This window comes from Acidisarcina sp., from assembly GCA_035539175.1.
Taxonomy (GTDB): domain Bacteria; phylum Acidobacteriota; class Terriglobia; order Terriglobales; family Acidobacteriaceae; genus JANXZS01.
Map to the genome: position 1 here is coordinate 119,724 of DATLIY010000011.1, position 22,379 is coordinate 142,102.

The window sequence follows — 22,379 nt, forward strand, 5'->3', positions numbered from 1 at the left end:
GCTCCGCGCACGTGGCCTTTCAATAAAACACTGAACTTTTTAGCTCACGCAGAGAGTAAAGAGAGCGAACGGAGAGTTTCACCAATGCCGATACGTCACAGAATTTCCCCGCTCGGTGTAGCTGCCGCGCTCCTTGCGGTGTCGGCCATTGGCGCGAACCGTCCGAGCCTGGCGCAAACAGCCGAACCCTCTACTTCTGTGAAGGATCATCCGCTCGGCGAACAGACAATGCGGCTCCCGCGGCACTTCGCGGACGGTGCCGACCTTCCCAACGGTTGGCGCATCACGCCGGCCGGTAAGGTCATTGCCACAGTCGGAGACCTCATTACGAATCTCACCGTCTCGCCCGACGGAAAGATCGTCGTCTCTCTTAACTCCGGCTTTTTACCGCATGGACTCGATGTCTTCGACGCCATAACGCATAAGCAACTGCAACACATCAAGCTGACCTCAGCATGGTTGGGAATGGCATGGTCTTCGGATGGTCATACGCTCTTTGTCTCTGGCGGGAATGCCTCCGGCAGCAAGAGCAAGAGCGATCCGGTTGCGCCTATCTATTTGTTCTCTTATGCGAATGGATTGCTGAGCAATGAGCCGACGGGAAGATTGGTTGAGACAATCGATCCGAAGGAGGTCTCCTGGTCCGGCGTTGCGTATCTCCCGGGGAAACATTGGCTCTATGCAGCCAACAGGGGAACCGGCGAAAATCCGAGCAATGTTGTGGTTTTTGATGCGGAGACACACAAGATTGTTACTCGCATTCCGGTGGAGGTATCGCCTTACCAGGTGCTTCTGAGCGCCGATGGGAGACGGCTCTTTGTCTCGAACTGGTCGAGCGAATCGATCAGTATTATCGATACGAACAACAACAAGGTTCTGCGTACACTGCATGTCGGGATGAACCCAAATGATTTGAAACTCTCCGCGGATGGAAGGCTTTTTATTGCCTGCTCCAACGACAACACGGTGTGGGTGATCGACACGCATACGCTACAGGTGACGGAGCGCCTTTCGACGACAATGACCCCGCTCGCTCCGGAAGGCTCGACGCCGAACGCACTTGCAATCGACAATACACATCATCTGCTGTACATCGCGAACGCCGATAACAATTCGATTGCTGTGGCGAGCATCGATAACCGAACACACAGCACTATCGTCGGTTTTATTCCTACAGGATGGTATCCTTCGGCGCTTGCGCTAGCAGATCATAACGGCACGCTGTACATCGGCAATACCAAGGGAGAAGAGGGGCATCCAGATCCATTGGGGCCGCATAGTCCCCTCACAGAGAGAGATATTCCCTTCTCAGAGGCTGCCCCTGGTTCATCCATTTCTCCTTTTGCGTCGGGAATTTTTTCGCAAGGCAGAGGAAGTGTGCACACGGTCCAGACAGGCAGCATCGAGATGCTTTCGGTCGTCGGATTAAAGGAGAAGCTTCAGGGCTGGACGCGGCAGGTGGCGAAGAACACTCCGTATAAGGACTCGTTGCTTGCGGAGACAAAGAAGCCGCTGGAGCCGAGCATTCTTCCACAGAGCGTAGGGGAGCCGAGTCCCATTAAGCACATCATTTACATCATCAAGGAGAACCGTAGCTACGACCAGGTCTTCGGCGATATACCGGGTAGCAACGGTGATCCGCGGCTGGCGATCTTTGGAGAAAAGGTCACGCCGAACCAGCATGCGCTGGCGAAGGAGTATGTCGTTCTCGACAATCTTTACTGCGATGGCGAAGTGAGTCAGGATGGGCATTTCTGGTCAACCGCGGCCTATGCCACGGACTTTAATGAGAAGCAGTGGCCGGCTCGCTATGCTGGGATCACTAAAGGTGAATACCTTACCCACGCGGAGATTCCTTCCGGAGGCTTCATATGGGATCTGGCGCGGCGCAAGGGACTGACATACCACATCTATGAAGAGATGACGACCTCTGCCAAGAATGGATCGGTATGGGAAGCGACTCCCGCGCCAGGGATGGATGGTCTCTATGGCCATTACACGAAGGAGTTCGCGGGCGACATCGCCGTGCGGGATGGGGAGAAGGTGAAGATTTTTCTTCGCGAGTTTGACGAGTGGGCGAATAACTACGATAGCTCAGACGCTGGAAAGCGCTTGCCAAACCTGATTGTGATGCGGATGCTGGAAGACCATACAGTTGGGACACGACCTGGCTGGAATACCCCGACGGCGATGGTGGCGGATAACGACTATGCCATCGGGCAGCTCGTCGATACTGTGACGCACAGCCGCTACTGGCCGAATACAGCGATCTTCATCATTGAAGACGACGCGCAGGATGGAGCGGACCATATAGATGCGCGCCGTACGGTAGGGCTTGTTCTCAGCCCATATGTGAAGCGCGGCATCGTGGATAGCACGCTGTACACAACGTCCTCGATGCTGCGATCGATGGAGCTGTTGCTTGGGCTGCCACCGATGAGCCAGTACGATGCGGCGGCTATGCCGCTGTTCGCTTCGTTCGGAACGATGCCGGTGATGAAGCCCTTCAATCGAATCGCTCCGCTCGTCGACACCAATGAGAAGAACACGAAAGACTCTGCAGGTGCCAAACAAAGCAGCAGGATGGATTTCTCCGGAGTGGACCGCGCTCCGATGCATGCTCTGAATGAAATTATCTGGAAGAGCGTCAAGGGCAAGGACTCGGTGATGCCTCCGCCGGTGCATCGCTTCCGCCCGATCGTCGATGTGAGCGGCTCGGGCAAGGACGATGACAGGTACTGATATTTTCCGCCGAGAAGGGGCGCCTTCGGGCATTTCTCCGGCTTCATCGAACACGAAGCCGGAATAGACTCCACCGCCGGCCCGAACGTGGCCCGGGTCAAGCGAGGGCACGTATCGCGCTTCCAGTGGTATGAGAAATCGTTACGCGTACGTGAGCTGGCTGCGGAACATCAGACAGATGAGGAGCGGACTGAAATCGAAGATGCGGCTTTGACGTAAACTGCCCGTCGTTGTGATAGCAGCTTCATCCGGCTGCGGGTGGCTTGAGAACGGCCAGGTGGAACGTGCGGCGAAGGACGAAGCCTACCTGTTGATAGACGCGGATCGCTCCCGCATTGGCCTCGTATGAGGTCAGGAACGGTATGCGCCCCTCGGCATGGATGTTGCGGGCAACGGTGGCGACCAGCGCCTCAGCATAGCCGCGGCTGCGGAAGTCAGGATGTGTGCAAACGGCGCTCACTTCCGCAAATCCAGTGGGTGACAATCGCTGGCCGGCCATTGCAGCCAGGCGGCCATCGACGCGGATTCCGAGGAAGCCTCCAAGCGTGGCCGTGTGGTCGCGGAATGGACCCGGCTCTGTGGCGGCAGTGAGTGCTACCATCTCGGGAAAATCCGCCGGCCCCAGCGAGACGATCCTGTCGGCAAGAGGCCGCCGATCTGGAACCGCAGGGCAGACCATCTGAACGAGCACTCCTCCGGCAAGCGACTGCCAGCCTGCGGGAATCTCGGCGGGATCCTCAAGAAAGAGAACTGCGACATCGCCTGCTGGCACAACAGCGGCGAGATCCGCATAGGCTTCTGGCGTTGGCTCTCGAAATGCGGAGAGGGGGCCAATATCCGCGGGATAGCGGCGCGCAAGGCCGCGCCCCACATCCGCGCCCACGGCGATGGGAGCGTGACCTGTGACAAGGGAATTCCAGATTGGATTGTCCAGCAGCGTCTCGTTTTCGAGATTCTTCATTGATGTGATTTTAGATGTTGGCGGAGATGTGGAGGCTTCAAGATGGCGTGTCTTATACAGCCGGATTGAGTCTGCGGGAGCGGGTCTTTCGCTGCGGGGATGGAGAAGCAGGTCCTTCGCTTCGCTCAGGATGACAAGAGGGAGTGAAGGATGACAAGAGGGAGTGAAGGATGACAAGAGGGCTCAGGATGACAAAACGGAGTGCGGGGTGGGGCAGGATGACAAAACGGAGTGAAGGAGGCGGGTGCTGCGGGAGCTAGCGTTTTGCTCCGGTGGGAAAAGCAGGTCCTTCGCTTCGCTCAGGATGACAAAGAGGGAGTGAAGGATGACAGGAGTGGGGCTCAGGATGACAAAACAGAGTGAAGGGTGAAGGAGCTGGGTTCAGGATGACAAATATATAGACAAGAGTGGAGTTGTTGACGGAAGCTGCGCTCAGCGCGGAGATGAGGCCGCACTGGCGCAGCTCACTTCATCAGGCGTTATAGGTTGAGGACGATACGCGGCCTCCGTGGCCAGTCCAATTGGTGTGGAAGAATTGGCCGCGCGGTTGATCGGTGCGCTCATAGGTATGTGCGCCGAAGTAGTCGCGCTGTGCCTGCAGCAGGTTGGCGGGTAGCCGCTCGGTTCTAAAGCCGTCGAAGAACGCCAGCGCGGTAGAGAACGCCGGGGTGGGCACGCCCAACTCGATGGCATGAACCAGCGCCTTGCGCCACGATGCCTGGTACTGGTTCAGAGCTCCGGAGAAGAAGCTGTCGAGCAGCAGATTCTCGAGCGCGGGGTTCTTGTCGAAAGCCTCCTTGATCTTGCCCAGGAAGCGGCTGCGAATGATGCATCCGCCGCGCCACATGAGCGCAATGCCGCCCATGTTCAGATTCCAGCCATTTTGTTTGGCTGCCGCACGCAGCAGCATGTAGCCCTGAGCGTAGGAGATCATCTTGGAGCAATAGAGCGCCCGCCGGACGTCTTCGATGAATGCGGTCCGATCGCTGCTGGACACGGCCTTCGCTTCCGGTCCCTGAAGAATCTTCGAGGCCGTGACTCGCTCCTCTTTGAGCGCCGACAGATAGCGCGCAAAGACCGACTCACCGATCAAAGTTAGCGGCTGCCCCATATCCAGCGCGCTGATTGCCGTCCACTTGCCGGTGCCTTTCTGGCCGGCGGTGTCCAGAATCTTATCGACGAGCGGCTTTCCGTCTGCATCCTTGTTGGTAAAGATCTGGCTGGAGATTTCGATGAGGTAGCTGTCCAGCTCGCCCTTGTTCCATTCGTCAAAGACCTCATGCAGTTCGTCGGCGGTCAGTCCCAGGCCACGGTGGAGCAGATCGTAGGCTTCGCAGATCAACTGCATATCGCCATATTCGATTCCGTTGTGCACCATCTTGACGTAGTGGCCGGCGCCATCCTCGCCTACCCAGTCGCAGCAGGGCGATCCATCCTCGACCTTAGCGGCGATCGACTGGAAGATCTCCTTCACATGCGGCCACGCGGCCGGATTGCCGCCGGGCATGATGGAGGGGCCGCGGCGTGCGCCTTCCTCACCGCCGGAGACGCCGGTGCCGATGAACAGGATGCCTTTAGCGGCAAGATCCCTGGTGCGGCGGCTGGAATCGGCATAGAGCGAGTTGCCGCCGTCGATGATGATGTCGCCCGCTTCCAGGTGTGGCAGCAACTGGTCGATCATCTGATCGACGGTGTCGCCTGCCTTAACCATCAGCATGACGCGGCGCGGCCGCTTGAGCAGGCCGGCCAGCTCCTCGATAGAGTGCGCGCCGACGACGTTGGTCCCCTTTGCCTCGTTGGCCAGGAAGTCGTCGACCTTAGACACGGTGCGGTTAAATACAGCAACCTTAAAGCCATGATCGTTCATGTTCAGGACAAGGTTCTGTCCCATAACTGCGAGCCCGATCAACCCGATATCGCATGATGCTGGCGTCATAAAATCTCCAGAATTTCCTAAGGAATGATGACTGCAAATAAAGGCTGTGCAGGTGGGGATTCTTGCACGGCGAGGTGATTGGAAGGTGGCGGAACGTCTTGGCGTTCCGCCACATGTTTTTAAAAGCCTGCTTGCGACAGCCGCTTCAAACTGCGTCTCCCGTTACTGCTGGCAGCTCGCATTGTGCGCCTGCGGCAAGGTGAGAAATGTAATGCTTGCAGGTGCAAACGTAACTTTACCAGAGCGCGTAGCAACACTCTTCAGTTCAGGCAAAGCATCGTCTGCGCCCAGCTTCAGCTCACTTCCGTTCAATTCTACCTGCCGGGTTCTCAACTCCTTGGCGGTGAGGGTGTAACGCTCGGATGCCGCAGGAACGTTGATCGAGTGTGCTTCCTTCGCGTCGGCATTGATGGCGAGAAGGGTCACGCCGCCAGGGTGATTCGGCAGGCATTGTGCGTAGAGATGCAGGCTGGACGCAGGAGAGGCTCCGGGATCGAGCACCGTGGCTCCCATGAACTTGCTCCACAGCAGAGCAGCCCAGTAGTTAGGGCGCGGCTCGTAGGTCTTCTCATCTAGCAGACCGTAGTCGCTGGCGGCCAGCGTGTTGTGCATGTGCACCTGGACGCCGCGCTTGGCCAAGTCACCCAGTTGGTTGAGATAGCGGAAGCTATCCAGGAAGGTTGAAGCCCAGCGGTCGCCACCGCAGGCAGCTTGTGCAGTTTCCGTGAGCCACATGGGCTTTCCCGGCTCAAAGCGGTCGCGGAGAGCTCCGTAAAACTGTTCGCTCTGATCCCCGCGCGAGAGCCACTCCTCGGAGAGCGCCGCCTCGGCGGTGGTTGTTGCCGACAGGCCGGCGCTTGCGCAGCGGCTGGAAACTGCGCCATAGGTGTGGTAAGAAAAGCCATCGAAGGCCGGGCCGGTCACCGAGAGAATATCTTCGGTCTTCATGATGTTCTTGAAGGTCGACTGGATCGGCGATCCCTCGCCGACTCCGCCAGGGCCAAGAACCAGCATGCCGGGAGCGTCCTGCTTTGCGAAGGCGCGAAATGCGACGATATCGCGGCCAAACGCTGCGGCATCATAACCCTTCGGTGCTCCGCCCATCTCCGGCATGGTCGGCTCGTTCATGAATTCGGCTGCGGCAATGCTGCCGCCAACGGATTTGGTATAGGCAAAGACCTGTTGCGCCTGGTCCGGAGTCCACACTCCTTCAGCGTTGCGGGTGCCTGGGCTGATCGCAACCGAGGTGACGATCTTCGCATTCACAGCATTGGCAAAATCGACTACGCCCTTCCACTCCTGCCGGGTGAGCACGGCTTTGAAGCCCGCGGGCGGGGTTGCTGGCGCCGGATCATCCGAGTTCTGAAAGAAGGTAGTGTTTGCCCAGGTGCCGCTGACGCGCACATAGACGGGTCCCAGTGCTGCGGCCAGTTTGCGCAGGCGGGCATTGTAGAGATTGATCGGCTGACGGTATTCATAGAGCGAGGGATCCATGCCGGTGGGCTGGTTCGCGCCCTGCTTCACTTCTGCTTTGCTGGCATACGGCCGCCAGAAGCGCCCGCCGGTAACTTCGACCATCTCGATGTTGTATGACTGGAAGCGCGGATCGATTGTGCCGACGCGCGGCATCGTTTTGGGCGCTATCGATGAAGATTGCGCGTCTGCGGGCACTGCCAAACACAGCGCAGTTCCGAGAGCTGCCATGGCTCCACTCGCCAGGAACCCGACATTCAGCTTTCTATTCATGTTCTTCTTCCTTTCTTAAGTCTGTTGTGTGTCCTGATGTGTTGGAGCCAAATAGTTAGAGGGGAGTTTACTGGTTGACGCCACTGGCCAGAAAGCCGCCATCGACAACCAGAACCTGACCGGTGACGAAGGATGAGGCCTCAGAGGCAAGATAGACGGCGGCGCCGATCAGCTCTACGGTTTTGCCGAAGCGGCCCATGGGTGTCCGCATCAGCAGTTCCTGGCCGCGGGGCGTGCTGTCGAGGAGTTCTGCGTTCAGATCGGTACGGAAGACGCCGGGAGCGATGGCATTCACCGTCACGCCCTTCTTCGACCACTCGACGGCCAGAGATCGGGTGAGCGAGGCCACACCTGCTTTACTGGCTGCATAGGCGGCCACTTCGGTGAGAGCAACAAAGCTGTTCAGCGAGGCGATGTTGATGATGCGTCCGTAGCCGCGATCGAGCATAGGCTTGCCGAAGACCTGGCAGGCGTGCAGCGTGCCGGTAAGGTTGGTATTGAGAATATTGCTCCACTCTTCTTCCGAAACGGTCAGCGTGGGCGTGCGCTTGATGACTCCTGCGCAGTTGATGAGGATGTCGACCTTGCCGAATTTTTCAAGCGTGGCCGCCTGTAATTTTTCGAGCGAGGCGCGGTCGCAAACATCCGAAGTAAGGCGCAGAGTTTTGCGTCCGCGTGCTTCGATCTCCTTTGCGGTATCGTCGACCTGTTGCTGACGGCGCGCCGTGGCGACAACATCGGCGCCCGCTTCGGCGAGGCCAAGACTCAGGGCGCGTCCGATTCCGGAGGTGCCTCCAGTTACAACTGCAATTTTGCCTGTCAGGTCAAAGAGCTGGTTCATGATTTCTTTCTCCGTTCTGTTTGTGAGCAGGCCAGAAGCCTGCAGCTTTGCAAGGATCTCGTCGACGGCCTGTTCCGGACTTCCGGCAACAGAGATCGACCAGGCTGAGGAAGGCTTTTCGAGCGTCTCCATCTGGCTGTCGAGCAGCTTGGGGTTCATGTAAGCATGATGGCGTGACTGGATCCGCTCTCTTACCACGTCGGCGGGTGCATAAAGATCGATCAGGCGGTACTCGTTTGCTCCGAAGCCATCGACGAGCCGTTCGCGGTACGCCTTCTTGAGAGCCGAGCAGGCGAAGATGGCGCTCCTGTCCTCTTCAAAATATTTCGCCATGCGATCGTGCAGAGTGGCGAGCCAGGGCAGGCGGTCGGCATCCGTAAGAGGGATACCGGCGGCCATTTTCTCGCGGTTCGCCTTCGAGTGATAATCGTCGGCGTCTTCGAATGCCCAGCCGGTACTTGCGGAGAGCAGCTTGCCGATGGTCGTCTTGCCAATGCCGCTCACACCCATCAAAATCAGAATCATTCTTTCTATCCCTTTAATGTTTGTGGAATGTGGCTACAGCCCCAGTTCCGGGTTGGCGAGGATGCAGGCGTGCCCGGAGTGCCGCGCGAACCGTACCTGCATAGGCTCATTGAGCGAACACCACTTTCTTCAATCCGGGGGCGAGCAGGACCATGATGAGCAGGGCCAGCAGGTATGCCCCTGCCGCCATGGCAAAGAGGCTGGAATAGCTGTGTGTGAGCTGCAGGATGTGGCCTGCATAGGTAGCAAAGAGAGCGCCGCCAGCCGATCCTGCCATGCTGCCGATACCCGTGACCGAACCCACCGCACTGCGCGGAAACATATCCGATGTTGTGGTGAGAAGATTGGCCGACCAACCCTGGTGCGCGGCGGCAGCCACACTGAGCAGCGCGATAGCAGACCACTCCGATTTGACATAGGTGGCCGCAAAGATGGGGACGACCACCGCGGCGCAAATGAACATAGCCGACAGCCGCGCGTTCGAGACCGAGAGTCCAAGACGGCGGAAGGGCGCAGGCAGCCAGCCTCCACCGATACTGCCAATAGCCGAGGCGTTGTAGATGATGATGAGCGGCAGCCCGATATGCGAAAGGTCCAGGTGAAACTTGGCGCTGAAATACGAGGGCATCCAGAAGAGGTAGAACCACCAGATGGGATCTGTTAGAAACTTGGCGGCGGAAAATGCCCAGGTCTGGCGGTAGCCGAGCAATTTACCCCACGGCACGGATGGGCCCATGTCGGATGCTGCTTCTTTATAGATGTAGCGCAACTCATGGCCGCTCAGCGTGGGATGATCGGCGGGCTTGTGATAGGTCTTAAACCACCACAGAATCCAGAGTGCGCTGAAGCAGCCGGTGATCAGGAAGGCCGCATGCCAGCCATAGCGTATGGTCACCCAGGGCACAATGACCGGAGCCAGAATCGCTCCAAGATTCGCACCGGAGTTGAAGATGCCCGTCGCCAGGGAACGTTCACTGCGCGGGAACCACTCGGCAACAGTCTTGATGGCTGCGGGAAAGTTGCCGGCTTCGCCTATTCCAAGAAAGAACCGCGCGATACCGAACTCGAGCACAGAGTTGGCCAGCGCATGACCCATGGCCGAGAGACTCCAGATGGCCATGATGATCATGTAGCCGATGCGCGTGCCGACCTTATCGACGAACCGTCCTGCAGCCAGGAGGCCGAGCGCATACGCAATCTGAAAGGCATCTACAACGTAGCCATAGTCCACCTCGGTCATGCCGATGGTGTGTTCCAGGGTGGGCTTGAGGATCGAGATGACCTGGCGATCCATGTAGTTGATCGACGTGGCGGCAAACAGCATGGCGCAGACGGTCCAGCGCACGCGACCTTGGGGTATGCCGGGAGTTAAATCCTCGTCGGTCTGCTGGTTGAGTGCCGTGTCATCCATCGTTTTGCTCTCCTTGGAGCCGGTGTACCGGGGCGCTCTATGCCTCGAGGCTACGTGCCATGGTCTGGCCTTGCCAGGGGGTGCTCCCGATACACCTGTTTAACCGTCGCTGGGGCGGGTTGTGTCTAAATCGCCAATAAAACGCAACGGCACTTCTATCGTTACGGATGGACGCGCCGGGTTCCCCCCTAAAAGAACAGCATCAGCATCGTGTTGTACTCCAGAGCGTTCCGTGTACGCGGAGTGATTGAAGGGCCCTGGGTGTAGCCGAGAGCATTGACCCAGTACGCTCCACGATACAGCTTGGTCGTGTATGTCCCTGTTGCCGACCAGGCACTATTCCAGACTCTCTTCCCCTGTGCCACCTGAGTGCGCGTATAGAACTCGCTATTGTCTGTGTGCGAGAAGACAAGAGAGGCAAAATCGCTCGGCCTCTTGCTGATAGGCCCGTTGTCGTACAGGCGAAATTCATAGTACTGCGTGTACTTGTTGACCGACGGCGGGACATACATCGCGGAGAAGCCAGCATAGAGTCCCCGGCGCTCGTTGGTGGCGCTCGTATGGGTGAACTGGCGGTCAGCGATCAGATACGTTCCATAATTCGTAGTGTCCGTCCGGCCCGTCTTAAAGTTGGTGTATTTCGTTGTGTTGTACATGAAGCCGGCACGAACCCAGGTCTTCATCGGATTCTTATAGGTCGATTGCTGATAATCGCCCTCAAAGATGGAGAGCAGCCCGTCGCCTTTTGGCGCAAAACGGAGCTGAAGCTTGTCCCTTGCCTGCTCGCCGACTCCGCCCTTGTTGGAGAAGCTCCTCTGGAAGCCGACCTTCGCGTAAAAATGGTGGGGCAGGTTGGCCCGGACATTAAACGCCGGCGCTTGCTGGGGCAGGTTTGCCAGACCGACTTCATAAGGCAGCACGGCATAGACGCCGAGCGCGCCGTTGTTGGCAAGTCCCCCGACCTTCAATTGGATAAACTCATCGGCTTCGTCGAGATAGCCGCCTTTGAACTCCAGACGGTTCTTCCAGACCGACTGATAATAGGAGATTCCGCCAAAGCCCACTGCCTCAGGTCCGGCAGGGTTCCAACTCATCTTCTGAATGGCGGCGATCATCGCGAACTGCGCGTTCTTAAGCCCAAACGCGCGCATGTCATACGTCAGGCCGGGATAGCTCGAAGATTGGATAAAAGGGCGCTGGCCGGGGTAGTGGATCTGGTTATACGGCACCGGCGCGCTGAGCGTGTTGTAGATGAATACCGTCTGGCTAATCGCGTAAATGCCAAAACCATGGCGCTGCATCGCGTTGCGCACATTATTCCAAGGTCCGAACAATCGTTGGGAATCCGGCGGCTGCATCAGGATCTGTCCCCGGTATATCGCGCCCATCTCCGCCGGAGTGGGCTCCTTCGCGGGCTGCGGGGCGGCTGCGGCTTGAGTGGAATTGGCGGCGACAGGCTCATCCGGCAGGGAGGAGGACGAGGAGGAACTCTGGGATGACGAATCCTGGGACGAGGAGGAGTCCTGCGTCGTCGTTTGTGCGTTCAGGCAAACCGTCAACAGGAGGCTTGCCAGGAGCAGGGAAGAGTACGTTTTGAGGTGAAACTGGCGGGCGGTCCTATAAATAGGTGTCCCTGAAGATTGCATATCAGGCACGCCCCCAGCGGGGGTGAATCTGGCATTCATTTCTTGGTTCTCCTTCAATTGTGGTTCCGGGGGTCGCATGCCCAAGCATTCGGTTCTTTTAATCCGGCGCCAACAATAGGCCCATGAAAAAACAACTCACAAGATTGCTACGGTAGTCCGGGAGCAGTACCCGGAGACGTATTGGGGCCTCGCGGCGTAAAATCGCTGAAGGGAAATGTGTTCTTGATGCACGTATCAAGTGCCTTGTTACGCCCATTGATACCATCTTGCATAGAGGAAGATAAGCACCATGTCATCTGAGGATTATGAAAATGATGCATGGCGGCCCACGACTGACGTCGAACGGCAGCAGGTTCGCGACCAGTTAAAGAAGTTGCTCAGTAGTTCGCATTTCCTGATCAGCAAACGCTACCCGAACCTGCTTCGTTTTGTGGTGGAGCAGACACTGGCGGGGCAGGAAGACGCACTGAAAGAACGGCTTCTCGGTATCGAGGTCTTTCATCGTGCTGCCGATTATGACACAAATCAGGATCCGGTAGTTCGCCTGAGCGCGGCGGAGGTCCGGAAGCGAATTGCCCTGTATTATCAACAACCTCAGCACAAGAATGAGTTGATGATCGGGTTGAATCCCGGTTCCTATGTGCCCTACTTCCGTCCGGCCCAGGCTCCGCCTGCTCCAACTGAATCCGCGTCTGCTCCGTCCGCGATCCTCATGCCGGAGGCAGCGGACACGAAGCGAGGGATGGCTGTATCTCGAACCCGCTTCTGGCCTTATGCTGTCGCGGCTCTCGTGGTGGCAGCCGTGGGGCTTGGCCTGGGATGGCATTTCTGGTTTCGACCGTCGGTGGCGGACCAGTTCTGGTCCCCTATCTCCCGTTCTCCCTCCCTTGTGACGCTCTGCGTTGGCTCGCCGGATTCGGTGGATCAGGCGCTCCAGAATTCGCCTTCCCCCGCAACCGTATATGACTCTATTCGCCGGTCAGGTCGTTTGGGGACAGCGAACGTGGCCACGCTGATCCGCGTGGGAGGCGTTCTGGAAGGCCGGCATAAGCCTTTTCGGCTGCTTTTAGCGTCAAAAGCAAGCTTTCCAGAGCTGCGCGAGGGGCCGGTAGTGCTGGTGGGGGCCCTGGATAACGATTGGGCACTGCGGCTGACGCAGTCTCTGCGGTATGGATTCGGGATGGACAATAATGCGATGTATATCGTGGATCACAAGAATCCTGCGGCCAGGAACTGGTCGGTATTGCTGAAGCAGCCCCCCTCCTCGCAGTCATCCGATTTCGCCATAATTGCCAGATATCACGACACCACACTGGATCAACCGGTGGTGCTGGCCGCTGGGCTCTCCAGCGAAGGGACCGAGGCAGCGGGCGAGGTTCTGTCCGATCCGGGCTTCCTCAAGGCGCTTTTTCAGAATGCGCCCCGCGACTGGAAGACGGTGAATATGGAGGCCGTTGTGCAGACCCAGGTGATTGAAGGGCATCCGGGGCCATCTCGCATTCTTGCGATCGAATACTGGTAGCAGTTGGCTCAGAATTCACCGAAATCTCATATCATTTTAGTTATCCGGCGCATAGAAGAAGTTTATTGGGAGACTTCTTTTTCACTCAAGCGACCATATCGCCTAAAATTGAATATCTACGGCTGAATCATAGCCTTGCGGTGCGGCCACTCATTTCCGTGGACATTCAGAGCTCTTGTAACGCATTCTTTGCGGGTGTAGTCGAGTTCAGGCAGCTACAGGCTCATATTTCCAAAAATGAGTTAGAAAAGACCGCCCAGCCAGGGAGCAGAAGCAGCGCTGCTTCGACCAACAATTTCGAGAGACCAGTTGAGGAAGATATGACGAAGGTATGGAGTGCAATCCTCTTTAGCTTGCTGTGTGTGGCGAGCCTTTCTGCGCAAACATTTCGAGGCACGATTCTAGGGACGGTGACCGATACCACAGGTGCGCCCGTCCCAGGCGCGAAGGTCACGGTACATAGCTCCGAGAACGGGATCGATCGACAGGTCCTCTCCAGTTCCGATGGAACCTACTCCGTTCCTGAGCTACCCAACGGCACTTACAACGTAACTGTTGAACAACAAGGCTTTGCTACCTTTGTCGCGAAGTCCGTCAGCGTGAATGTTGCTGCTCAGTCGCGGGTGGATGCCGCACTTCACCCGGGCGCAGTGAGCGAGACGGTCGAGATCTCCGCGGATGCATTGCCGCAGGTGGAAGCGGTTTCGGATACATTGGGAGCCACGCTGACGACGAAGGAAATCAAGAACCTTCCCATCAATGGCCGTGACTATGGCAAGCTCATCTACCTCACGCCAGGCGTCTCCGGATCGCCCGACGAGATCAGCGATTCGCCCGGCTCCTATGGCAGCTTTTCGATGAATGGCGCCCGTGGCCGCGCGAACAACTTCCTGCTCGACGGCACGGACATGAACGACGGCTTCCGCAACGAATCCGCGCTGAACCAGCCGGGCGTTTTTGGTACACCCGCCACCATCCTGCCGGTTGACGCGGTGCAGGAGCTGAATGTCATGTCGAACTTTCAGCCGGAATATGGACGCAGCGCTGGCGCGGTCATCAATATTGTTACCAAGAGCGGCATCAACCAGTTCCACGGAACGGCGCTGGAGTACTTCCGCAACAACGTGCTGGATGCGCGCAACTACTTCAATGAGAAGGGCAATACGCAGGCGCCCTTCCGCAACAACCAGTTCGGCGGCTCGCTCGGCGGTCCTATTGTTCCAAACAAAACATTCTTCTTTGTCGACTATGAGGGACAACGCGAAGGGGTCGGTACCGTCAGCGTTGCTTCCGTGCCGGATCCTGCCCGGCTTGCAACTGCCACGAACCCGGTGATCCAAGCGCTGCTGAAGCGCACGCCCTGGCCCCAGCCGAATGCGAACGGAGCCATTGTGGCGCCGTCGAGCAACAATATTCACAGCGTCATCGCCAAAATTGATCAGAACCTGCCGCATTCCAATCTGCTGAGCGGCCGCTACTATTTTGGCGATAGCACGCAGAGCTTTCCGCTGGCGCTCTCCGGCGGAGGTGTTCTGCCTGGTTTCAACACATTTACCCCCACGCGCGTGCAGCTTGTTTCGATCTCCGATGTCACCGTGCTTACCCCCAATAAGGTGAACGAGGTTCGCATGGGGTGGAATCGCTTTGCCGAGGGATTTTTCCCGCAGGATAAATCGTTTGCACCCAGTTCCATTGGATTGAATACTGGCACCGGGGCGGCGAACGCCGGGCTGCCGGTGATGGTGGTTGCAGGCTTCTCCTCATTGGGAGCCAGCAAAGCCGATCCGCGTTCCCGCGTGGACTCGAACTGGCAGGCATTCGATAACTTCTCGTGGAATCGCAGCAAGCACGATCTGAAGTTCGGCTATGAGTTTCGTCGTACGACGATCCAGCAGGTTTTGGATACCGACTTCCGCGGAAAGCTCACCTTCGCTTCGCTGGATGATTTCCTGGCAGGCAATGTGAGCGGCGGCAACCAGGCGTCGGGCTACTCCAAGCGCCACGGTCTTCAGAATAGTCACGGCTTCTATGCGCAGGATGCCTATCGAGCAACTCCCCATGTAACGGTTAACTTTGGGGTGCGCTGGGACTACTACGGTGTCATCGGCGAGAAGAACAACCTGATGAGTAACATCACCAGCTTCGATCCGGTGGGGGGCACGCTAACTCTCAGCATGCTGGGGTCGCCCAGCCTCAAGAATCTTTACGAGCCGAGCTACAAGAACTTCAGCCCGCGAGTCAGCATTGCGTGGGACGTCACCGGTGGCGGCAAGACGGTTCTACGCACCGGCTACGGCGTATTCTTTGACTCGTTTTCGCAGGACATCTTCCTGGCTCACCTGCCATTCAACAGCAGCTTCGATCCCGGTCCTGCTTACAATCCGATTGGCCCGGCACCCATTTACTCGGTCAGCGCAGTGGGCGGCACGATTGTCGCGGGACAGCCGGTGTTCAATACCCCCGGAGGCGCCCCTGCCGGAGACATCTTCGGCGTGGACCGCCATTTGAGCACGCCTTACATGCAGAACTACAACCTGAACATCGAGCAGCAGATTACTCCTAAAGCCATGTTCCAGGTGGGCTACGTCGGCTCGCTTGGACGCCATCTGCTGCACTTCCGCGACATCAATCAGCCGGGCCAGGCAGTTATCACGCAGACAGATCTGGCATATGCGCAGACCGCGAGCTATTCCTACCAGGACGCCATGGGAAATACCATTTCGGGGTCTTGTGCCACGGGCGGCGCGGTCACCGGTGGTCCGGGGTGCATTCCGGCCTATAACTCGGCAAGCCGTGTCTACGCGAACAATCCCTATGGCGCTTTCTATGTGAATCAGGAAGAGACGAAGGCCACGTCGAATTACAACGCCCTGCAGGCGAGCCTGCGCGTTAGCAACTGGCATGGCATTACTTCGATCCTGAACTATGTGTGGTCGCACTCCATCGATACCGCCAGCGACGGTGAGGACTTCATCCCCAACGCTGCACAGCCCAATGACAGCACAAGGACACGCGCCGAATATGGCAACTCCAACTTCGACGTCCGCAACCGCACGACCTGGATTCTGAGCTATACATTGCCCGATTCAGGAGGGGAGTTCGCGTCTTTGAAGAATGGCTGGGGCCTGGACAGCACGTTGACAAGGCAGACGGGGCAGCCCTTCAACCTGAACTACAACTTTGAAGGCGACTTCAGCGGCAGTGGCGAGGGCTTCGACCGGCCCGATGTCGTTGGGCGGGTTCGCTATTCCCACAATCCAGCAAAATTTCTCGATCTCAGTTCGTTCGCCATTCCCTGTGCTGCCACCAGCGTCGCTCTAGCTGGGAATTCGCAGGGCACGGAACAGGACTGCGTGCCGGGTACTCGCCACTTCGGAAACCTGGGCCGCAATTCGCTGCGTGGCCTGCCTTACACGAACTGGGATCTGGCTCTTTATAAATCTACCCACCTGGCAAAGAGCTTGGTCCTGCAGTTGCGCGCAGAAATATTCAACGTGGTGAACCATCCCAACTTTACCGCTCCGCAGTTGCCGAACTTTATAGCGGATGCTGCACCCAACGGCTTTACCGCGAATGGCAACCGGCAGGTCAGCTCCGGTTCCTATGCAATTACTGCGACCGGCGATGTGGGTATCGGCAATCCCTTTCTCGGAGGGGGAGGCCCGCGCGGAATTCAACTCGCGGCCAAGTTCACGTTTTAGGGCCTGCTAACGTTTTAGGGCCTGCTAATAAAGAGGGCTGCTAGATCAACAGGGGAGCCTGCCACTTCGACGGCTTCGTCGATTGGGGCAGGCTCCCTTCTTTTTTACGCGGCGTTGCACACAGCGCAGGAAGGCTGAACTAAAAGAGCGCGCTGACCTATACTGGCTGGTCCGATTCCAACTCTACCTGGGGGCTTCCTTGTCAATCCTTACGCGCCGCGATTTGATGGCTATTCTGTTGGCTGCACCAGTAGCTGCTTCTGCGTTCCTGGATGAGTCCGAAGGGTGGATTCCGCTGTTTGATGGCAAATCGCTTGCGGGGTGGAAAGCCAACGAACACGCGGACACCTTCACCGTCGCAGATGGGCGGATTGTCGCTCGCGGCGGCCGGTCTCACCTGTTCTATGTGGGACCCGTGAGCCATGCCGACTTCAAAAACTTTGAGCTAAGCGTAGAGGCGATGTCAGGGCCCGGCGCGAACTCCGGCGTTTACTTTCACACTGCGTATCAGCCATCGGGCTGGCCTGCGGCTGGTTTTGAAGTGCAGTTGTGCAACACGGATCGAGAGGGCAGCGGGCACAGCGAGCGAAAGAAGACAGGCTCTCTCTACGGCGTGCGCAACGTCTACAAGCAGTTCGTCAACGACAATGAATGGTTTCGTCTGCACGTACTGGTGCGCGGCAAGCAAGTGCAGATTCGCCTGAACGACATGCTTGTGGTGGACTACGTTGAGCCAGAGTCACCGTTTCGCGCCGATCTGAACTTTCAGCGCGTCCTGCATCACGGCACGTTTGCGCTGCAGGGCCACGACCCAGGCAGCACGACCTACTTTAAGAGCATCCGGGTTCGTCCGCTGCCTGACAACATCGCGCAGATCTCCATGGAACAGCCTGAAGTAGACGAACTCTATCGCCAGGTGATCCGTCTCGGCACGGAGAATTATCCGGTGGTGGATTATCACGTGCATTTGAAGGGAGGGTTGACGATCGAGCAGGCGCTCGCCAACTCTCGTCGCCTGGGCATCAACTATGGCATCGCGGTGAACTGCGGTTTAGGTTTCCCTGTGCATAGCGACGACAGCGTGCGCGATTATCTCGCGAGCATGAAGGGGCAGCCATGCTATGTGGCTCTGCAGGGTGAAGGGCGGGAATGGATGACGCTCGTCTCGCCGGAGTCTGCTGCCCGCTTCGACTATGTCTTCACGGATGCGATGACCTTCACCGATGATAACGGGAAGCGCAGGCGTATCTGGATTAAGGAAGAAGCCGGTGACCTCACCGACAAGCAGGCGTTCATGGAGATGTATGTGAAGCGCATTGAGGGAGTGATGCATGAGCCAATCGACATCTACGCGAATGCCACCTTTCTGCCGCACCAGATCTCCGCAGAGTACGATGCGCTCTGGACGCCCGAGCGGATGAACCGGGTGATTACGGCGGCGGTGAAGAACGATGTGGCAATTGAGATCAACAATCGTTACAAAATTCCGAGTGCGGCGTTTATCTCCGCAGCCAAAGCTGCCGGAGCGAAGTTCTCCTTCGGAACGAACAATGCCGACGCGAACCTGGGACGCCTCGAATACCCGATCCAGATGGTGAGGCAATGCGGCCTGGTGTGGCAGGATATTTTTGTACCAAGACCGGCAGGTCAAAAGGCGATCGAAGTCAAGGCACGGCGCATGATGTAAGGACTAAAGCGGAAAGGCGATGGGTACGAGGCCCATCGCCTTCCAGGAGAGCCGCGTCAGAAGTTGAACTTGGCTCCGAACTGCAGTTGCCTCGGCGGATTGGAACTCGTGATCAGTCCGAGTCCGCTGTTGACCGAGGTTCCGGGATTTCCCCAGTTTGTTCGATTGAATACGTTGAAGGCATCGGCCTGGATCAGCAAACCCATCTCCCGCGGCATGCCGAATGTCTTGCGTAGCGAGAGATCTGTTCCGAAGTAGGCTGGGCCGATGACGTTGCCGATCGGGGCGTTCCCGGGGGCGCTATTGGAGGGGAGTACGAAAGCCGCTGTCGAGCCGGAGTTTGCCGGATTGAACCAGCAGATCTTGCCGGTAGGACATTGGTAGCCGGAGCGAATGTGTGCGCCGGGATTGAAGTTGGCGCGCCTGCTGTAGGCGGCGCTCCCCGGAGTGGAGCTCGGACCGATGGACTGCGTTGCCGAGATGGTGAGTGGTTGGCCGCTTTGGGCGCGGGTGATGCCGCTGATGGACCATCCCCCTAATGCCTGCCCCAGCACATCGTGACGGCTCTTGAATACCGGAAGTGTGTAGGTGTAGGTTGCCGTGAAGATGTTTCTGCGGTCGAAGGTGGGTGTGCCGTATAGGAACTGTCTCCAGGATAGAGTTTTTCCATCGGCGGTTACACAGCTGAACGGACACTCTGGCTCCGCGTTGTCTGTATAGACTGAGTTTGTAGCCAGGGCCTTCGACCAGGTGTAATTGAGCGTCAGCATCAAATTGCCCCGGCGCTTGACTGCGGAAAGTTGCAGCGCGTTGTAATTCGAAGTGCCGTCACTCCGGTACTGGGTGATGTCGGTGTATCCGAAGTATTGGCGGATCTGATTGGCTGCCAATCCCGGGTGCGCGGCTACCTCAGCAAAAGACGGCGCGTTGATATTCGGCTGGCGTACCATGTGGCGCGACGCGTTGCCGACGTAGGCGAGCTGGAACAGAAGTCCATAGGCCGCCTGGTTCTGAACGCTAAGGCTGTATTGCCCGTTCCGCGCTACGCGTAGTTTCGGATCGACGGCACTCATCCCGAAGATTGTTGGGACGGTTGAGCCGCCTCCAGTGGGGTTGGCGAGGTTGCCGTTCTGGTATGTGACAGACTGCAGAAACGGAACGACACCCGGTTGACCGAAGATGATGTTGCCCTCCGGCTTGTCAAAGAACAACCCAAAGCCAGCGCGAAGCACAGTTTTGGAATCCACTGTGTAGGCAACGCCGATGCGCGGTCCGAAGAGGGCCTCAGTATCGAAGAAGCCGCGGGGTGCAGTAGCGGGCACTGCATTCACGAAGCTGCTCGTTGCACCAGGAACGCGGCGATACTGATCGGACGGAACATTGCCTGGGCGCACTAGGCCATCGACTACATAGCCGTTGTTCAGATTTGGTCCGCTGGGAACATTTTTGCTGCTGATGGATGTAGGTGCCGTTGAGGCGGAGTACGCGGCGGGATCGAAGTTCGCCATGTTGTTTCCCTGCGTGTAGGTGGGCGTTGTGTATTCAAAGCGCAGGCCGAGTTCGAGACTGAGCTTTGTTGTCACCTTCCAGTTGTCCATTGCGAAGAGCGAGAGGTTGTTGAAGCGGAAATGGCCAACAGGATCGGCTGATTGCTGCGAGAAGGTTTGGAAGTTCCCCATCAAGGCATCGGCGACAGGATTGCCGGTTGAGTTCGGGTTGCCGCCGGCCTGGAAGTTGATTGCTCCGTTATAAGAGTTTGGCCGCGAGTTCTGATCCTTGCGATTGCGCGCGAAGAGCACACCGAATTTGAGAGTGTGCTGGCCAACAAGTGCAGTGAGCGTGTCGGATGGCGAGATGTCGGTTGTCGGCGCCAGGAGCGAGAAGTAAGGGCCCGAGAACTGCGCCAGTCCAGTGATCGGAGCTCCGGAGACTCCGGTGAACGTTACGTGGGGAATGCCCTGCGGATAGCTGCCTGCGTTCGGGAATGGCAACGGAAAGGCAAACGCGTAGGTCGAGCGCTTCCACGTGTCACCCTCCGGAGGAATGCGTTGCTTATTCCACGAGACATTGAACTTTGCCTCGTTAATGAGCTTGGGCGAGGTCATCCAGATGTGGCCAAGCTGAAAGCTGTATCCAGGCCGGATACGAGTGGTTGGTGTGGTGGGAAGACCGCCCGGCGTAAAGGTGCCGAATGCGTCGATCAGCTTCAGGTCGTCATGAAGATAGCGGAAGTATATGCTGTGCTTCGGTGCGGGGTGATAGTCGATGCGGATGATGTCCTCGCGCCAATTCTGTGGGTTGTTCGGCTGGAAGGTGGCGTTGTTGGCGCTCGGCGTGTCGTTGAAGGCTGCCGCCTGCTTCTCCATAAGGGTATAGACATTCGCGATGGCCTTGCCATCTGCCGTGATGCAGGCGGGACTAAGGACATTGGCGACGATGGTGCAACCCAAAGGTGCATTCGGAGGCTTGACCAGAGTGATTGCGGGGGTATCGCTGAAATCGCCGGAGAGCTCCCTGCTCGTTGGCACGGTCAGGTTCTGCGCCGTGGCTGCGAGGCGAAGCCGTTTCCACTCCTCTCCGACGAAGAAGAAGACCTTATCATGCCAGATTGGCCCGCCTAAATCCCATCCAAAGTCGTTGTACCGCAATGGCGGCTTAATAGTATTAAGCTTCGTGGTCGGCGTGATGTTGAGCTTGGACCCAGGATTGGCGGCATCGAAGATCTGGTTGCGCACGAACTCGAATACTCCGCCGTGAAATTGGTTGGTACCGCTCTTGGTAACCACGTTCACAGAGGAGGCTGCGTTACGGCCATATTCAGCAGAGAAGTTCGATGTCTGCACCGTCACTTCCTGGACGAAGTCGATGCCCACATTGTTCAACTGTGAGGAGTTCGAACCTGAGTCCATGTTGTAACCGCCGTCCACCGTGAAGAGGTTCTGATCGGTGCGCATGCCATTGATGGCTGCAGCGGTGGTGGACATGCCTGTGGTCATAGCGGTCTGGTCAAAGGATACGGTTGCCGCTCCGGGAACGATCGTTGTCAGTTGCACAAAATTACGCTCGTTCAACGCCAGCGTTTGCACCTGCTGCGAGTCGACCGTCCTTGCGATCTCTGCGCTGGCTGTGTTGATCGTTTCGCCGGTTGTCGAGACGATCACGGATTCGCTGGTTGACCCTACTGGAAGAGAAAGGTCCACGGTTGCATGCGCGCCAGCGTTCAGGTCCGTGCCGGCGACGGTGTAGGTCTTGAATCCCTGCTTCTCCGCCGTCACACTGTAGCGCCCTACCGCAAGTTGCGGCGCCGTGTAAAAGCCGATGCTATTACTTAGGACGACTCTACCCTGTTTGGTCTCCTCGTTTCTGATCGTCACCTTGGCCCCTACAACCAGAGCACCTGTGGAATCGGTTACGCTACCCGAAATCACACCAAAGATGTCCTGGGCGTTTGCTGTGGCTGCAACGATCAGCAAAATTACCAAGAGCATCAAGCTTGCCAGCTTGCTAACTTTACCGCTATTCATGCGTATTTCCTCCCAAAGTACTTCCAGATTTCCATCGTGGGAAACCACTGTCTGACACCTGGAGTCACCAGATGCAGAGTGGCAGTTAGACTCGTGGTGGAACGCGAGGAACCTAGCAATGCCTTTCAAGAATTGTC

At 57.5% G+C, this 22,379-nt stretch carries 11 protein-coding genes; 4 read left to right on the forward strand and 7 right to left on the reverse strand.

The annotated features are described in order from the left end of the window. Positions 1-84: 84 nt before the first annotated feature. Positions 85-2,742, forward strand: coding sequence for an alkaline phosphatase family protein (locus tag VM554_14830; protein HVJ09649.1), 2,658 nt, complete (start codon positions 85-87; stop codon positions 2,740-2,742). 244 nt (positions 2,743-2,986) lie between these two features. Here the strand turns inward: VM554_14830 and VM554_14835 are convergent, their stop codons facing one another. The 6 genes from VM554_14835 to VM554_14860 all read right to left on the reverse strand — a co-directional run bounded on the left by VM554_14835 (position 2,987) and on the right by VM554_14860 (position 11,847). After that, positions 2,987-3,703: a GNAT family N-acetyltransferase gene (locus VM554_14835; GenBank protein ID HVJ09650.1), complete on the reverse strand. Its 717-nt coding sequence runs from the start codon at positions 3,701-3,703 to the stop codon at positions 2,987-2,989. A gap of 472 nt (positions 3,704-4,175) precedes the next feature. Beyond that, on the reverse strand, positions 4,176-5,639 hold the full coding sequence (gnd, locus tag VM554_14840; GenBank protein ID HVJ09651.1) for a decarboxylating NADP(+)-dependent phosphogluconate dehydrogenase: 1,464 nt from the start codon (positions 5,637-5,639) through the stop codon (positions 4,176-4,178). Between the two features lie 162 nt (positions 5,640-5,801). Further along, a complete protein-coding gene (locus tag VM554_14845; GenBank protein ID HVJ09652.1) occupies positions 5,802-7,385 on the reverse strand; it encodes a hypothetical protein in 1,584 nt (527 codons plus the stop codon). Between the two features lie 67 nt (positions 7,386-7,452). Continuing rightward, the gene (locus VM554_14850; GenBank protein ID HVJ09653.1) at positions 7,453-8,751 is read right to left on the reverse strand and encodes a glucose 1-dehydrogenase; all 1,299 of its coding nucleotides are present in this window, start codon (positions 8,749-8,751) and stop codon (positions 7,453-7,455) included. 106 nt (positions 8,752-8,857) lie between these two features. Continuing rightward, a complete protein-coding gene (locus tag VM554_14855; protein ID HVJ09654.1) occupies positions 8,858-10,162 on the reverse strand; it encodes an MFS transporter in 1,305 nt (434 codons plus the stop codon). A gap of 188 nt (positions 10,163-10,350) precedes the next feature. After that, entirely contained in the window at positions 10,351-11,847 is a 1,497-nt protein-coding gene (locus VM554_14860) for a carbohydrate porin (protein ID HVJ09655.1), read from the reverse strand. A 250-nt stretch (positions 11,848-12,097) separates the two neighbouring features. Here VM554_14860 and VM554_14865 point away from each other — a divergent pair, with 250 nt between their 5' ends. The 3 genes from VM554_14865 (at position 12,098) to VM554_14875 (ending at position 18,718) form a co-directional block, all read left to right on the forward strand. Next, a complete protein-coding gene (locus tag VM554_14865; GenBank protein HVJ09656.1) occupies positions 12,098-13,330 on the forward strand; it encodes a hypothetical protein in 1,233 nt (410 codons plus the stop codon). 320 nt (positions 13,331-13,650) lie between these two features. Further along, a complete protein-coding gene (locus VM554_14870; GenBank protein HVJ09657.1) occupies positions 13,651-17,031 on the forward strand; it encodes a TonB-dependent receptor in 3,381 nt (1,126 codons plus the stop codon). 226 nt (positions 17,032-17,257) lie between these two features. Continuing rightward, a complete protein-coding gene (locus VM554_14875) occupies positions 17,258-18,718 on the forward strand; it encodes a DUF1080 domain-containing protein (protein ID HVJ09658.1) in 1,461 nt (486 codons plus the stop codon). A 56-nt stretch (positions 18,719-18,774) separates the two neighbouring features. Here the strand turns inward: VM554_14875 and VM554_14880 are convergent, their stop codons facing one another. Continuing rightward, entirely contained in the window at positions 18,775-22,242 is a 3,468-nt protein-coding gene (locus VM554_14880) for a carboxypeptidase regulatory-like domain-containing protein (protein ID HVJ09659.1), read from the reverse strand. Between the last annotated feature and the right edge of the window lie 137 nt (positions 22,243-22,379).

Coding starts and splice junctions, on each gene's coding strand:
- VM554_14830 (HVJ09649.1), top strand. CDS start 85: ATGCCGATACGTCACAGAATTTCCCCGCTCGGTGTAGCTGCCGCGCTC.
- VM554_14835 (HVJ09650.1), bottom strand. CDS start 3,703: ATGAAGAATCTCGAAAACGAGACGCTGCTGGACAATCCAATCTGGAAT.
- gnd (HVJ09651.1), bottom strand. CDS start 5,639: ATGACGCCAGCATCATGCGATATCGGGTTGATCGGGCTCGCAGTTATG.
- VM554_14845 (HVJ09652.1), bottom strand. CDS start 7,385: ATGAATAGAAAGCTGAATGTCGGGTTCCTGGCGAGTGGAGCCATGGCA.
- VM554_14850 (HVJ09653.1), bottom strand. CDS start 8,751: ATGATTCTGATTTTGATGGGTGTGAGCGGCATTGGCAAGACGACCATC.
- VM554_14855 (HVJ09654.1), bottom strand. CDS start 10,162: ATGGATGACACGGCACTCAACCAGCAGACCGACGAGGATTTAACTCCC.
- VM554_14860 (HVJ09655.1), bottom strand. CDS start 11,847: ATGAATGCCAGATTCACCCCCGCTGGGGGCGTGCCTGATATGCAATCT.
- VM554_14865 (HVJ09656.1), top strand. CDS start 12,098: ATGTCATCTGAGGATTATGAAAATGATGCATGGCGGCCCACGACTGAC.
- VM554_14870 (HVJ09657.1), top strand. CDS start 13,651: ATGACGAAGGTATGGAGTGCAATCCTCTTTAGCTTGCTGTGTGTGGCG.
- VM554_14875 (HVJ09658.1), top strand. CDS start 17,258: ATGGCTATTCTGTTGGCTGCACCAGTAGCTGCTTCTGCGTTCCTGGAT.
- VM554_14880 (HVJ09659.1), bottom strand. CDS start 22,242: ATGAATAGCGGTAAAGTTAGCAAGCTGGCAAGCTTGATGCTCTTGGTA.